We start from the raw sequence: 15859 nt of genomic DNA on the forward strand, positions 1-15859 counted from the left end.
GCTTAAAGATACAAAAAAGGCAACTAACTCGCAATGAATTAGTTGCCTTAAATTTTATTATTTTAGGAATATCCCTAAGTTTTTGAGAAGGGGCGTTATCCAGAAATGGAAACGCCCCTTTCATTAATTTAGAACCGGAAACTCAATCCTCCTAAGAAATTGAATCCTTCCGTAGGATAACCTAAATAATATTGATATTTCTTGTTCAGCAGGTTATGTACTTGAGCATAAACGGATACTCCTTTGAATACATTATAGCTGGCTCCGATATGCAAATCATTAATTGCGGTCATTTTTGCATATTCTTTCACTTCTTTCCGGCTGATGTAATCATAACCTAGATTTATGTTAAGAGCAGAGATCGGATGAATACGTACATTGAAAGACATTTCACTGACTGGTTTCACAGCCAACAGATATTCCTCTGTTTTGCTGTCCCAATTACGGTAAGTATATTTAGCTGATATTCCGAGGATATCTTTGTAATCGTAACTGATTTCACCGCCAAGGTAGAGATTTTCTGTATTATCTTGAGCAAAAGAAAGATAAGAACCTGAATGAATATTACTTGGGTCAAAACCTAAATAAGATAAGTCGTTCTTTAGATTCTGATAACCACCGAACACGTTGAACCAAAGTCCCGGATAAGGGCTTGCTTTGAATCCGATACTACCGTTGATTTGCTCGTAAGTATCATAAGGACGTTGTACGTATCCCAAAGTGGCAGTGGTATTTGCCTCCGGCAGTTCACCGTAAGGACAGATACTTTCTAATCTGCGGAAATCATTCAATTGCTTACCGCCGGTTGCTTTTGCATAAACAATGTAGCTATCAGAAAAAATATACTGTGCAGTGATATCGGGTGAAATACGGAAAGACTTATCAAATCCGAAAGATAAATCTACATTGGCTCCGATATGCAATTTCCAGTCATCATTATCCAGTTCGTAATATGGATTTAAAAGAAGCGTTGTGTAGTTTTTGAAGTATTCATCTCCGGTGGAAACATTCTTTGTATATCCGTTGTAGAGAAGATTGTTCATTTCCAAAGCGATAGTTATTAATTGTTGGTCGCCGATAGCTCCCGTGACATCGCCTTTAGTGCGTATGATTGTTTCCTTGATACCTGTATTGGCTTCAGATTCATTGAACATGTTGTGCTGACGTTCATACATCAACAGATTTGTTTCTGCGTTGAAACGCAGTGGTGCAGTCTCATCAGTGAAATGAATGCCCGCATGGAAGTCACCGGATGTGAATTTCTGCTTGCTGTTTACGCTTTCCGGTTGGAAGTTGAAGTTGCTCAATCCGAAATTTCCGGCAATATTTAAGTCCAGTTTATTAAATTGGTGTGTGTAATCTACATTTGCGCGTGTGCGATAATAAAATGCATTCCATTTTTCTCCATCTGTGAAGGGAAGAGTTAACTTACCATCCATTCCATCCATTTGGAAACGTACATTCAATTTGTCTTTCTGCGACAGACGGAATAGATAATTGGCAAGAATATCCAAATTGCCATAATTACCATATCCGGCACGTACATATCCCGGGGTAGTACCGGGTTGAACTTCTTTTCCGGTATAGGGGCGCATCAGGCCTGCCGGAACGGAAGTGGCCGGAAAGAATGTTGTAGCATACTCTACTTCTTTCTTGTTCACTGTCGGTTCTTCTACTTTAGGCAGGACGTTTACTTTCGAAGCGTCCATAATGTCCGGGTTATATTCTTGTTCCACAACGACCGTGCGGGTCATTGTTGTATCCTTCGGTTGGGTGGTTTGGGCTTGAAGGCAGGATGGCATTGAGATTGCCAATGCGAGTCCTCCTATTATATAATGAGATCGTTTCATACTTTTCTATTTTTTTATTCTCAATTCTCAACTTTCAATTTACTAAGTCTGCTTTCAATCATGCTTTCAATATCATCATTCCCTTGATAATTCTGTTGCAGACTTAGCAGATATTGGCGTGCGTCCAGATCTTTACCCGTAGCATGATAGACGTCGGATAGAAGGACAAAACTACGTGCTAGCCAATAAGCATGTGGCGTACTCTGTTCTATATAGTTGAGCAACTCTTTCTCTGCAGCGGCATATTCTTTTGCGTCGTAGAGGGATTGTGCAACCTGATATTTAGCTTCGGCACCGTAAGGGTTACGTGTGTCTTTGGCCAGTTCACGATAGTCTTCCATTGCTTTCTTGCCAGCCTTTTGCTTGGTGTAGGCTTTAGCACGGTAATAAAGAGCTTCATTTCTTAGCTCCGGACTAAGTTTGGCTTCTGCAAGCAGGTCGGTAGCTGCATGGATGGTTTCTATGTCATCTCGCAATAGGAAGGCGCAACGCAGAATACCCGTTTCAGCAAGTTGGCGGCGCTCTACGTTGGTTGCTTTTTCTTTCAGCATTTTGTAGCTAGCTAATGCTTCAGCCATATTTTGCTGGTTGAATTGCACTTCAGCACGCAAGATCAGTGCTTCTTCTGCAAACGGATTGTTTGGATATTCCAACAACTTACCGGAATGGAGAAGAATCATATCATAATTCTTCTGCTCGTTTCCGATCAGGCAGAGATAATAATGTGCGTTCAGGCTGAAGGCTCCTTCCGGGAAAGTTTGCAGGTATTTGTTGAGGCTTGTTTTGGCTTCTTCCATTCTGCCTCGTGCATAAATCTTTTCTGCGGCGGCATACGTAAGCGAGTCTTGTTCGTTAGCATCGAAACGGATGTGTCCTGGCATGGCATTTGCTAAAGCAGCAAATTCGTCGATGCGGTTGAGATCCACATAAATAGATTTCAAATCACGCATGGCAAGGCGTGCTTCTTCACTGCCCGGATATTTTTCGATAACCTGTTTGTAGGCTTCGATTGCTTGGTTGTAATCTCCTTTTTGGTAATATAATAATCCGATTTCGGCGGCAGCTTTCCTGCTGACCGGACTTTCAGGATATTTAGTAAGCAATTCTTTGAAAGAAGTAATGGCTTGGTTGTTGTTATCCATGAGAACATAAGAACGCCCTTTCTCGTAAATAGCGTTTACGGCATAAGGAGAAGCAGGGTACTTTCCTACCAGACGGTTCAGCAAGGTTATCTTACCGGTATAGTCTTTCTGCAGACCGGATACAAGAGCCAGCTGATAGAAAGAATAGTCTCCGGAAGAAGTATTCATCTGTTCGGCTTGCGAATAATACTGTTTGGCTTCTTCAAAGTTACGTACATGCAGGTGGCAGTCACCAATACGATTGTATGCATCGGCAAGTGCGGTTGCATTTTCACCTTTCTCCAGTTGAATGTATTTTTGGAAGTAATTGCTTGCTTGCGTATAGTCTTTCCGGTGGAAAGCGATATACCCTAAGTTATAATTGGCAAGCGCATACATTTCGTTATTGGGTTGGGTGGTGAGTTGCAGATAAGCATTAAAATCACGTGCGGCTTCTACCATTCGGTTTAGACGGTAATAGGATTCTCCGCACCAATAGTAAGCGTCTGCCTTGGTCTGACGATTGTATTGTCCGATGGCAATGGATTGGTTCAGATATTTCAGAGCTTGTTCGAAGTCGGCGTTAGCGAAAGATTGAGTTCCTAATTGGAACAGTATCTTCTGTTTGGCTTCCAATATTTGCGCGCTTGGTTTGGCAATCCGGTCGATTGATTTCAAAGCTGCATCGTAGCTACGTGTATTCATGTAAACTTCTACCAGGTAGCTGCTGACTTTTTCAGCGTATGGAGAAGTCGGAAATTCATTCAGGAATTTCTCGAAGGCAGTAACTGATTCACCGAAAGCGGAGAAAGAAGTCTCGTGCAGGCAAAGAGCGTAATTGTAAGCTGCCTGTTCCTTGATTTGCATATTAGCATTGGAGGCGGCTGCTTGTTCAAAAGCCATGCGTGCTTTGTTTTTTTCTGCCAGTTGCAGATAAGAAAGTCCCATGTGGAGATATGCATTTTGGGTAAGGGCATCGTTGTCAGTTGTCACCTTACCTAATGTTTCGGCTGCTTTGGAGTAGACTTTTGTTTGGTAGTAGGAGAGCCCCAGCATATAAAGGGCATCCCGGCGGGGAGCCGAGCGATCCTTATTCAGGTAATTGTTAAATGCTTCTACGGCTTGATGATATTGTCCGAAATGGTAATAGGCATCTCCCAGAATACGGTACATTTCTGCAGCGTGCTCGTTGTTCGGGTAGGCTGACAGGTAGTTTTGTGCTACAATTTGTGCCTTATCATAGTTTTTGAGCTGCGTATAAATTTCGGCTATGTAATAAGGGACGAGTGCTTTGTACTTCGAGTCGTCCTGTAAGGGAAGGAAACCTTTCAATGCTTCACTATAACGTTTTTGTGTATAGCGGATGTAGGAAAGATAGTAATCACAATCTTTGGCGTATTTGGGGCTGTTGGCACGCAAAGTTTCAAACCAGATGGCTGCTTCTCGTAGATTATCGGTTTTCAGATAACAGGTAGCCAGTTGGTAGGTGCAGTCGTCCCGCTCTTCATTACCTAGCAAATCAAGGTCGGCAGAGTTGAAGAGTGCCAGTGCTTCATCATATTTTCCTTCGTAGAAATAGCAGGAGGCTAACAGCGCATAAATGCGGTTAGCGTATGGAGTATCAGGATAACGGTCGAGATATTTGCGGAGGAGTTCGATGCGGTTTTTGTCTTTCAGTTCGTAAGCCGAACTGACCAGCATATACTCTGCGTCCTGAAGAAGGCTGGCTGCAGGTTTTTGTTTTACAAATGCTTTCAATGCCGGCAGAGCAGCTGCATAATTTCTTTCCTGGAAAAGTTCTTTCCCTTCTTTATAAAGGTTGTCAGTCGAAGTGAACTTATCACCTGTCTGGGCAAATCCTATAATGGGCGTGCAGCAGATGGCGGCATAAATGAGTCTAGTAATTTCTTTTTTCATAATCGGGTGTTTATGCAAAAGTACTATATATCTTTCAAAGACAATCCTTTGAAAGTTATTTTATAATCATTTAATTCTTTATGTAAAGTTTCGCTCTTCTTTTCGAGCAAAAAGATACTGGCTCGGATTTCATATCAATGCTAACTTAATGGTCATTAAATAATAATCACCACAAATATACGACGATGATTTGATAAGGCTTCTTATTTTTGGAGTGATATATTGTGGTATTTGTTTGTTGCGTGATAAGCCTATTGTTGTTTAATGGCATATAAAAGAGTCGATAATAAAACTTTTCCTTTTTTTGTAACGGTTTCTGATTTTACTAATCCGACATTTTTAGCATACCAATCTATCGAATACTCTGATTCGGAAACAAACATTATTTTTCCTTTGCTTTCTGTGTATATTTTAATGCAATCATAATTTCCTGAAGGGGTATGTATGTTATCCCTTCCCAAATACTTCCCTTTTAGAGAAGCTTTCATGTTTATGATGCCTGTTTTTTGAGAATAACTGCATGGAGGTATCTTTTCTCCTATATTGGCATTTTCTTTCAAAGGGATGCTAATTCGTCCTTCACAATGGCTGAATTTTGAATATTGTTGATATTCATGTTCCGCTTCTTTTAGTTGATTCTGGGAATACTTTGAATATATATATTTTTTCATTGATTCATTTTCAGATTTACTATCCAAAATAATATATTCAGTAATTCCTTGATTCTTATAGTAAATACGAAATTGAATGTTAGTACCATCTTTTACAGCTTGAGAATCATACAGGTCACCATGAAATACTTCTTTTATGATTAATCTATCCCCTTTATCGACTACATCCGCAATATAAGATGTGTCTTTTAACGTCTTGTTTTTCTTTAAATCTTGAGTTATATAATAAGCAGTCATTCCTTTCTGAATACGGCAATATTGTGCATGAGCGGAAAAAACGCATAAAATGAAATAAAAAAGGACTAAATATTTTCCCATAATGTTATTTTTTTTATATATTTATAGCAAATTTAATAAAAAACGCAATATTATGAAAAACTTTATCTTCTTTTTTGCCATAGTCGCAATATTTTTTATGTATTCTTGTGCAAATAGTGAGATTGATAGACTGGAATCAGAAAGCGTTGAAGAAGTTCAAATGAAAGAACTTATTCAATACGTTCGTGATATTAAACCTGATATTTCTATTCCTTTAAATCCGCAAACACGCGGCTTCTGGGCTACCCTAGGTGGTTGGTTTAAGCGGATTGGAAGTGCTGATGGAGGTGGCTATAGATGGGGAAGAGATAATGGACTCAGTTTTAGTCAGAGTTTACTTGTTTCTGTATCAGCTTCATTAGTAACAGGAATTAGTGGAGGTGATGGACGAATTCAATGGAAAATAAATGGAGAATGGCAAGTTTATTCATCTTCAATAAGAGATTATCAAGAATTAGGAAATGCACATAACAAGGCTATATATGAATTGTGCCGCGATAATCCTACACTAAAATCAGGTAGTAGTATTTCTAATACGTCATTATTATCTTTAGTAGAGGCGAAAACTAAAGCTATGGGTTATAAAGATAATTTGTCTTTATTGCAGCGAGCGGAAATTATGCAAATGTTGAATAGTCTGAGCAGTACTTCAACTATGTCAGATGTTACAACTATTTTTATGAATAGATTTTCAAATTCAAGATTGGATTATCAATTTTTAGAAGAGTATATGGATGCTGTCGTTTTGTTAGAAGATAAAGATTCCGCTATTTCTTTCACCGAACAAATAATTGTAAAAATAGATTCGATGTCTGGTGTTCAGAAAAGTACATTGAAATGTATGGTTTCTACTGCATTATGCAGTATCAATCTTTGGCAACCTAAGATTTGATTTGTGAAAGAATCTATAGTTTGACTGAGGCCCACATACAAATAGTTATATTTTTAGCTATTTATATGTGGGATAGATATATTGCCGAAAGATGACTCTTTGACAGACTCTAAGAGTAGAGCTGTTTTTCCGATTCGTCGGCGTCCGGTCATTACAGTAAAGCAAGCGCTCGTTTGTGATTGCTCTTTAGCTGCATACAGTATCGCCATTTCTTTCTTTCGGTCGTAGAACTTCATATTATTGCTATCTTAATGGCGGTTAATTTAATAGCCGTTAAATTAATAGTGGTTACAAAGATAATACAATATGTTGTATTTTGTTCATTTATAGTAATATAATATGATTGTTTAAGATTGTGTGATAAATTACTTTGATCTATTTGGTTGAGATGAACTTCTATTTTACAAATACATCAATTGACTACTGAAAAATGGCTCATCTTAAAAAAAGAATATTTGAACGGGAATAAAAGGCGTAATTACTGGGGAGGGATTGGAAAATATTAAAAAGCGTAGAGATTTGTAGATGCGAAATTCTTTCTTTTTGTTATAGGAGATGTTTGTCGATTAAATTGTAATGCTTTTCTTCTTTTTCACTTGTTATGTAAACTGAAATGTGGCTAGAAACTAGCATTTTGTTGTTTGTAACCTTTACGATATTTGTGATAAAATAGAAGAAAAACTGTCTTAATTTTCCCTTATTTGTTTTCCTCACCGAGCAAAAGCAGCTTCGTCGGTGAGAAAGGAAGCGTTCCTCGGTGAGGAAGAACTCCTTGGTTTTAAACCAACGAATCTTTTATTGATAGAAAAAGATGCATATTCGACTTGAATTTATACGGTATTAGCCTGTGATTTTGCATACTGTTGCATGTTTTTATGCATTTTATTCTCCAGATCATTATTTTTTTATCTGATGCTTTGGAGGAATATCTTAAAAATGGGACATAACTATAGATAAAATACTCTCATTATATCAGGCTGATGAAATTATTTTAGCGGTATTGAGCTAGAAACAAGCTAAGTCCGTGCCGGATAGAATCCAACCCGAATTTTTCCGGATGAATTTCGGAGAGAGGTAGGAAGAAAGCATCTGCTACATCATCCATGGCAGAGAAATGGCTCATGTTTTCTACAGTGCAGAGGAAAAACATATCGAGTGTGTGTACAGGAAAACCTGAATAAACATAAATATTGGGAAGTGTGAACTGGTAAACGGCTTTTTTAACTTTCAGCCCTGTTTCTTCCAGCACTTCGCGTGCAACGCCTTCTTCGCCTGTTTCATTCATATCGATGAATCCGCCGGGTAGGTCGAGAGTTCCTTTGGCTGGCTCTTTGGCACGTCGGCAGACAAGCAGTTCATTTTTCTCATTCAAGATGAGTGCTACTGTGGCGGCAGAAGGATTGAAATAATAGACAAAGCCGCAATCTGCACATTTTTTAGATTTCTCGTTGTTGATCTCAAAATGAGAGGAACCACATTCAGGGCAATATAAGAATTGGGCAAGAGGATGTTCCATGATCGTATATCTTTTCCAGGTTTTTGTTTATGCTTGCAAAGTTATAAAATGCTTTTATTAATTTCATCTATCGCCGCATAGAAATATTCGATTGGACTTTTTTTGAAAAGGCGGGGTTTCTGCCTTTATCTTTGCATCAGAAACAAAAAACAAAAGATTGTTTCTGATGTTATAAGTCAAACCAATTAATAACAATAAAAGCAATAAAGATTATGGAACCAATTTTAAATTCTCAACTTCCTGAATTCAGTGTTCAGGCTTTTCACAACGGAGCTTTCAAGACTGTAACCAACAATGACCTGAAAGGTAAATGGGCAATTCTTTTCTTCTATCCTGCTGATTTTACTTTTGTATGTCCTACTGAATTGGTGGATATGGCTGAAAAGTACGATCAGTTCAAGGCGATGGGTGTAGAAATCTATTCGGTAAGTACTGACTCTCATTTCGTGCACAAAGCTTGGCATGATGCTTCTGAAAGTATTCGCAAGATTCAATACCCAATGTTGGCAGACCCGACTGGCGCTTTGAGCCGTGCACTGGGTGTATATATCGAAGAAGAAGGTATGGCTTATCGCGGTACATTCGTTGTCAATCCGGAAGGAAAGATTAAAGTGGTGGAACTGAATGATAACAATATTGGCCGTGATGCAAGTGAATTGCTTCGTAAAGTGGAAGCTGCACAGTTTGTAGCCAGCCATGACGGAGAAGTTTGCCCGGCTAAATGGAAAAAGGGTGAGTCTACCCTGAAGCCAAGCATCGACCTGGTAGGTAAGATTTGATAGATCTTGATAATGGTGATTATGGGAGGCCGGTAACGGGAGACGCTACTGGCCTTTTTTCTCAAAAAATGAAAGGAAAGAAGGTATGTTAGAATCTGCATTAAAAGAACAACTAAAGGGTATTTTTGCTGGGCTGGAGGCAAATTTTACTTTTGATATATCCGTATCATCCAGCCACGAAAACAAAACAGAATTATTGGAGCTGCTGGGAGATGTAGCGGATTGTTCCGATCATATCACTTATTCGGTGAGTGAAGGAAATGGGCTGAAATTTACTTTATTAAAGAATGGTAACGCCACAGGAATTACTTTCTGCGGTATTCCGAACGGACACGAATTTACTTCTTTGCTGCTTGCTATCCTGAATCTGGACGGCAAAGGAAAGAACTTTCCCGATGAGGCCGTTTGCAACCGTGTGAAAGCACTGAAAGGCCCGATACATCTAACCACTTATGTTTCGTTGACTTGTACGAACTGCCCTGACGTAGTGCAGGCTCTGAATGCAATGACTACTTTGAATCCGGCTATTGCGCATGAAATGGTAGACGGTGCGCTTTATCAGGATGAAGTAGATGCGCTGAAGATACAAGGAGTACCCTCTGTCTTTGCAGATGGAAAATTACTTCATGTAGGCCGTGGTGAATTTGGCGAATTGCTTGCCAAGTTGGAAGAACAATATGGTATTGACGAAATCAAAGCGAATGCAGAGGTGAAAGAATATGATGTGATTGTAGCCGGTGGAGGACCTGCAGGAGTATCGGCAGCTATTTATTCTGCCCGTAAAGGACTCCGTGTAGCTATCGTGGCCGAGCGTGTTGGCGGACAGGTAAAAGAAACGGTGGGTATTGAAAATCTAATTTCTGTTCCGGAAACGACAGGAAATGAACTTGCTGGTAATCTGAAAACACACTTGTTGCGTTATCCGGTGGATTTGCTGGAGCATCGTAAAGTAGAAAAAGTAGAAGTGATTGGAAAACAAAAGCAGATCATTACCTCTGTTGGGGAGAAATTCCTGGCTCCGGCACTGATTATTGCAACCGGTGCAAGCTGGCGTAAACTGAATGTTCCGGGAGAAGCGGAGTATATCGGTCGTGGTGTTGCTTTCTGCCCTCATTGTGATGGACCGTTTTATAAGGGAAAGCATGTAGCAGTAGTAGGTGGAGGAAATTCCGGCATTGAGGCAGCCATTGACTTAGCTGGTATCTGCTCCAAAGTCACTGTTTTTGAATTTATGGATGAGTTGAAAGCAGACAGTGTACTTCAAGATCGACTTAAATCATTGCCGAACGTGGAAGTGTTTGTAAGTTCACAGACTACGGAAGTGATAGGAAATGGTGATAAACTGACTGCCCTGCGCATCAAAGATCGCAAAACGGAAGAGGAACGTTTGGTTGAGTTGGATGGTGTATTTGTACAAATTGGGCTTTCTGCGAATAGCAGTGTATTCCGCGACATAGTGGAAACCAACCGTCCGGGCGAAATCATGATTGATGCACATTGCCGTACGAATGTGACGGGTATCTATGCAGCCGGAGATGTTTCTACGGTTCCTTATAAGCAAATTATTATCTCTATGGGCGAAGGAGCGAAAGCTGCGCTTTCTGCATTTGACGATAGAGTGAGAGGGATTATCTGATTGATGTATTCAGATATAAAAAGCACATAAACAAAACATTAGCAAGAGGAGAAATGACTCCTCTAAAAAATACCCCCGTTACAGATTTGTAGCGAGGGCTATTTTATATTTAGAGAGCATGACTTTCATCAACTGCTCTATCCTGCGCATTGAGACAAATGTTCATGAATATCCGAGAAAGTGAAATGAACGTTGTTCTCATGGTATGTAATTGGGGGGATTTTAAGAAATGTGTGCTAAGTTCATTTATTTAGTCATGATATGTATATCTGACGAAATCAAACAATCCGGAATTTTCCTGCTGTGCCGGTTGGTCTCCAATAAATTTAAGATTCTCTACACTGCAAAAAATATGGAATGCAATGTCTTTCCCAAATTCCAGTTGAAGTTCATGTTTGAGCTCGTTGTCTATTAACCAGGTGATGTAATAGTTCCCATTTTTTAATGTCAGATCAATTTCGAACAGATGCCATCCGGTCTTGATTACTACAGGAACGGAAGAAAAAGGATATGCCTGCGATGTCATATAAGCAATCATTTCGTCGGGAGCTGCATTTAACTCCTTGCGAACTGTATCTTTACCATATCCGACTTCGAAATCCAATTCATGTTGGTCGTCATGGTATATCCACGAACCCACGCTACATTGATCTCCTATTCCCATTTGCGGGATATGAGTACGCCAGGTATATCTTCCTGTTGTATAAATCCGTTCTACAGTGTGAACCTTTTTCCGATCCACCGAGTTAGCCCGGGTAAAGATCCGTAAGTAACCATTCTCTAATATGCATTGATTATCCGGGTTGTTATCCTGATGTCCGTATTTCCATCCATCCAGATTGTTGAAGTTCCATTCTTTGTTTGGCGGATTTTTAGTACTGATGTCATTGGTCTGTTGCTGTGCAAAGCAAAGGCCGCAAATGCATATTAGTAACAGAGTTAAATAGTAGTTTCTCATAATAATTGAATTTAAGTGTATTCGTTTTCTATCAATTGCTTGCTGCAAAAGTAGTCGAATACCTTATTCTACTCATCAGATTTTAGTCATTTCAAATCATGAAACGTCCAAATCTGCACTGGAAATCTTAATCGCTCTGTTCCGGGAAGTATAATTTCTATATAAATGATAAACTAAAGTGCTGAATCTATTCTGATTGTTGTTGGGTGCAACCGTGTTGTGCTCTGAATTGAGAAGGAGTCATTCCTTTCATTTCTTTAAATAACGTACTGAAATATCGTTGATAAGTGAAACCTACCTGCTCTGATATTTCAGTAATGCTCATGTCAGACTGAGTTAAAAGAATGATTGCTTTGTCGATTCTTCTACGATTGATATAATCGTTTGCTCCCATGCCGGTCAGTTCCTTGATCTTATTATATAAGGATGTCCGGCTCATAGCCATTTGAGCAGTCAGGAATTTTACGTCCAGATCTGGTTGAGACAGATTCTGATCGATCATTTCATTCAATTTAATCATAAATTGTTCATCCGCATTGCTGAAAGTAGCCTCTTGCGGAGACAGAATGAATTGATTGCCCCTGTATCTGGATTTAATATATTCACGATTTCTCATCTGGTTCTGGATCACGCTAAGGAGCATTTCCATTTCAAATGGTTTGGGCAAATAGGCATCGGCTCCTAATTTGTATCCTAACATCTGGCTTTCAGAATCGGCTCTGGCGGTAAGTAGAATAACAGGGATATGGCTAATATTCAGATTCTCTTTAATTTCCTTGCATAGCTGATAGCCATTCATTTGTGGCATCATTACATCACTTACTATAATGTCCGGTTGCTGTTGCTTAATAACTTCCAGCGCTACCAATCCATTTTCTGCCTGATAGATCTTCTTGAATTTATCCTTAAGAGCATTTTTTAAGAATTCTCTTAAGTCCTGTTTATCTTCTACAATCAACAGTGAGTATCCTTGTAGAGAGAAAGCCCCGGATTCTATTTTCTCTTCTTCCTCCGGAGAACTTAAAAGTTCGTTGAGGTAGGAATGTTGAGGACATGATACTTCTTGTTCTTGTAGATTAGCCGGTATTTCATAAAAGAATGTGGCCCCTCTGTCTTTATTATTGAAAGCGCCCATCCTGCCTCCATGTAAGTCAATCAACATTTTAGCATAAGATAAACCGATACCACTTCCTCCCTCATTATGTTTGCCTTGGTAGAAACGGGTAAAGAGCTTCTTTATATCTACATTATCCAATCCGATTCCCTGGTCTTGTACGTGTATTTGTATACTTTCATTTGTACGGATGGTTTTTATAACAATACGAGTCTGATTAGGACTATATTTCAAAGCATTCATAATCAGATTGGAAAGAACAACTTTGCATTTAGTGTCATCATACGCGATAGATTGTATACTGTCGTCAAAGTCGTATGTAATTTCAATTTCTTTGGCTTTAGATGCAGTTTGAAATGTTTCTGCCACTTCCTGTATCCACTTGTGCAAAGGATGCGAAGAGATGTGTAGCACTTCCTGTCCTACCTCCATTTTGCGTGTATCAAGCACAATGTTGATAATATCTTTCATCTGATTCGCCTGTTTGAATGCCCCCTGTAGATATTCCGGTAGCTCGTCTTGCTTCACCTCTTTATTGAGAATTCGTTTCAGGGAAGCATAGATGAGTGTCAAAGGGGTGCGTAGCTCATGGCTGATATTGATTAAGAAGCGTATTTTCTCTTCATATATCTTCTTCTCATGTTCCCGCATCTCACGTTTCAGCCGATTTTCTTTTTTTCTTATCAAACTAAAGAAGACCATTCCTGCCACTAGAAATGCAAAGAAAATGCATAGTATAATAAACCAGGTAGATTTCCACCAAGGAGGTGAGACTATAATAGTTAAGATCTCTGTCGGCTGGCTCCATTCACCGTTGGAGGTGTCGCAGGATACGCTGATGGTATATTCTCCTGATGCTAATGTACCCAATTCGAGTGTCTGGAGATAACTCTCGATCACCATTTTGTCTTTTCCTGTGATGACATATCGGAAAAGGTGTTTTCGGAAGGAGTTCTTTTCGTCAGCAATCACTTTAATGTTGAACGATGAATGATTCCAGGGAATCGAAATACAGTTATTATTAACCTGTTTCAGAGTTGATTTACCATTCAGTTTTACTTCAAGTAGCTTGAGAATAGGAGACGAATTGCTTTCGAAAATAATATCCGTATTAATGCGTACCAGTCCCATAGTACCTCCCATATACAGATTGGGAGTACGAAGAGCAGGAATAGGGGTAAATATCAATTCGTTGGAAGGAACTCCATCGGATTCGTCCAGGATAACAAAACGTTTTTCGTTGATAATATACGCAAAGAACATGTTCTGTGCTCCTATCCAGACTTTTCCTTTTTTATCATAGGCAAGGCTGGATACACTGTTGAACAAGTTGGTATGTATTTTTTCTGTTTTTCCAGTCTGTTTATTATAGAAGAGCAGTCCGAAATTACTTCCTATCCAAAAGTTACCTTTATCATCCCGGCAGGCCGATGTGAAATCATCTCCCTCTTTCATATTGACTAATGAAGACAGTTCGTTGGTTTTGAAGTTTAGTTTAAACAGGTTATTGGTTCCCATTAGATACAGATGCGTATCGTCGGAATAAATTGCCTGCATAGCTATTTGGCGTTGAATGTCTATTTGGGGTGCGTAGAGAATAGATGTTTGCCGGGTATGCTTGTTGTAGATATAGACTTTTGCTCCTAATATGTAAATATTATCTTTTGTAACATATAGATTTACCAAATCACCGGATGAAAATTCTCTTTTCGAAATAGAGTCATTGATAATGGGAAAAGGTTGCATCTGTGCGGTTCTCTTATTAAAGGTAAATACCCCTTTATTAAAACATGATAATAAGAGCTCATTTTCAGAAAAATTTGTGATAGAGGTAACTTTCTCCCCGTATGTAGTAGGGTAATGATGAAATGTATTCGTTTTTTGGTCAAATGAGTTGATACCTCCTCCGTCTGTTCCAATCCAGAGCAATGTATCCTTATCTTCAAAGATGCTAACCACGGTACGTTCGCTAATTCCATTGGGATTGTTCAGTGGAACATCTTTATAGGTTTTGATGAACACTTTCTTAATGGCGAATAATCCTCCGTGTATACTGCCTATCCATATATTGTCCATCTGATCTTTATAAAGCCGGTAGATAGAGTTATTCGGCAAGGATTGTTCATCATCGGAAATATGTTTAAGATGAGAGAATTTCATAGTCTGGAAGTCAAGTATGTTGATACCTCCTCCGTCAGTAGCTATCCAAAGTTGGTTGTCTTTTTCAAGAAAATCAAAAATGATATCGTTGTTGAGCCCGGAATTTTTGGTGGATAAACTGAAAAGCCTTTTCCCCTCTTTCGAGTAGCAGGCTATTCCTTTGCCATAGAATGATACCCAAAGCCGGTTTTGAGAGTCAACAAATATGGTGTTTATCTCGCGCTCTTTTACAAATGGACATCGATACATTTTCTTTTTTGTCAAGTCGTACATCCAAAGCCCGTCTTTTTTACTGCTGGTTATCAGCACATCGGGACTCCACTGAAAGATGCGATTGATACATTTTAACTTGTCTCCATCAATGTCGGGGAAGATCGTCGTAATACTTTTATCCATTAGATTGTATTGGTATAAAGTTTCTTCTCCTCCAAACAGGAAATTGTCACCTATTTGAAGATAAGACCAAGCGTTAAATGGCTTCCCGTTATATTTCAATGGCTGAAATTGATTTTCTGCTTTATTGTAGATGGCAATTCCTTTATTGGTAGAAACGTATAAATCGCCTAAACGATCCTCTGTAATAAAACGAATGAAATTGTCGGGCAATGAGTTTGGCTGCTCCCGGTCATGAAAATAACTTTTCAGTTCAGATTGGTCATAACTATTTAACCCCCATTTGGTACCTATCCATATGACTCCTAAATGATCTCTGTAAATGCACTGCACTCTTGATTGTGACAATCCCTGTTCCAAAGAAATTTGTCTGAAGTAGTAGTCTTGTTGTTCAGCCTTTGTAGAAAGAACAAAGAATAATATCCAGATTAGAAAAGAATACCTCTTTAGTACGTGTGCTTTTGACATAGTTATGTTCTTTTGATAGAGCAAATATAAAAGAAGTTATGAAACTGTACAATAGATTTCATCTTC

The 15859-nt window shown here is 39.1% G+C and carries 9 protein-coding genes and 1 pseudogene; 3 read left to right on the forward strand and 7 right to left on the reverse strand.

Annotated features, from left to right (window positions below; genetic code table 11):
* Positions 1–128: 128 nt before the first annotated feature.
* The 3 genes from LPH68_RS12380 to LPH68_RS12390 form a co-directional block, all read right to left on the reverse strand.
* Positions 129–1850, reverse strand: coding sequence for a TonB-dependent receptor (locus LPH68_RS12380; RefSeq protein ID WP_151923591.1), 1722 nt, complete (start codon positions 1848–1850; stop codon positions 129–131).
* 20 nt (positions 1851–1870) lie between these two features.
* Positions 1871–4888, reverse strand: a complete 3018-nt coding sequence (locus LPH68_RS12385; RefSeq protein ID WP_230296945.1) for a tetratricopeptide repeat protein — start codon at positions 4886–4888, stop codon at positions 1871–1873.
* A 251-nt stretch (positions 4889–5139) separates the two neighbouring features.
* A complete protein-coding gene (locus LPH68_RS12390) occupies positions 5140–5877 on the reverse strand; it encodes a hypothetical protein (protein WP_008642559.1) in 738 nt (245 codons plus the stop codon).
* Positions 5878–5929: 52 nt separating this feature from the next.
* Between LPH68_RS12390 and LPH68_RS12395 the strand changes: the two genes are divergently transcribed.
* Positions 5930–6769: a hypothetical protein gene (locus LPH68_RS12395; RefSeq protein ID WP_008642560.1), complete on the forward strand. Its 840-nt coding sequence runs from the start codon at positions 5930–5932 to the stop codon at positions 6767–6769.
* 86 nt (positions 6770–6855) lie between these two features.
* Here the strand turns inward: LPH68_RS12395 and LPH68_RS26845 are convergent.
* Together LPH68_RS26845 and LPH68_RS12400 are read right to left on the reverse strand one after the other, a co-directional pair.
* Positions 6856–7005 (reverse strand): annotated as a pseudogene (locus LPH68_RS26845) (ATPase); the annotation flags it as partial.
* 755 nt (positions 7006–7760) lie between these two features.
* Positions 7761–8285, reverse strand: coding sequence for an NUDIX domain-containing protein (locus LPH68_RS12400; protein WP_008642562.1), 525 nt, complete (start codon positions 8283–8285; stop codon positions 7761–7763).
* Positions 8286–8497: 212 nt separating this feature from the next.
* Between LPH68_RS12400 and ahpC the strand changes: the two genes are divergently transcribed.
* Together ahpC and ahpF are read left to right on the forward strand one after the other, a co-directional pair.
* Complete coding sequence (ahpC, locus tag LPH68_RS12405; protein WP_004307892.1) at positions 8498–9064, forward strand: alkyl hydroperoxide reductase subunit C; 567 nt, start codon at positions 8498–8500, stop codon at positions 9062–9064.
* Positions 9065–9149: 85 nt separating this feature from the next.
* On the forward strand, positions 9150–10700 hold the full coding sequence (gene ahpF, locus LPH68_RS12410; protein ID WP_141408564.1) for an alkyl hydroperoxide reductase subunit F: 1551 nt from the start codon (positions 9150–9152) through the stop codon (positions 10698–10700).
* A gap of 250 nt (positions 10701–10950) precedes the next feature.
* Here ahpF and LPH68_RS12415 read toward each other — a convergent pair whose 3' ends face one another.
* Entirely contained in the window at positions 10951–11658 is a 708-nt protein-coding gene (locus tag LPH68_RS12415) for a hypothetical protein (protein ID WP_151923589.1), read from the reverse strand.
* A 187-nt stretch (positions 11659–11845) separates the two neighbouring features.
* Positions 11846–15793 carry a two-component regulator propeller domain-containing protein gene (locus LPH68_RS12420; protein ID WP_230296946.1) on the reverse strand — a complete coding sequence of 1316 codons (3948 nt, stop codon included), beginning with the start codon at positions 15791–15793 and terminating at the stop codon, positions 11846–11848.
* Positions 15794–15859 lie beyond the last annotated feature (66 nt).

Source organism: Bacteroides sp. 1_1_30 (assembly GCF_020982715.1).
In the GTDB taxonomy this organism is placed as follows: domain Bacteria; phylum Bacteroidota; class Bacteroidia; order Bacteroidales; family Bacteroidaceae; genus Bacteroides; species Bacteroides xylanisolvens.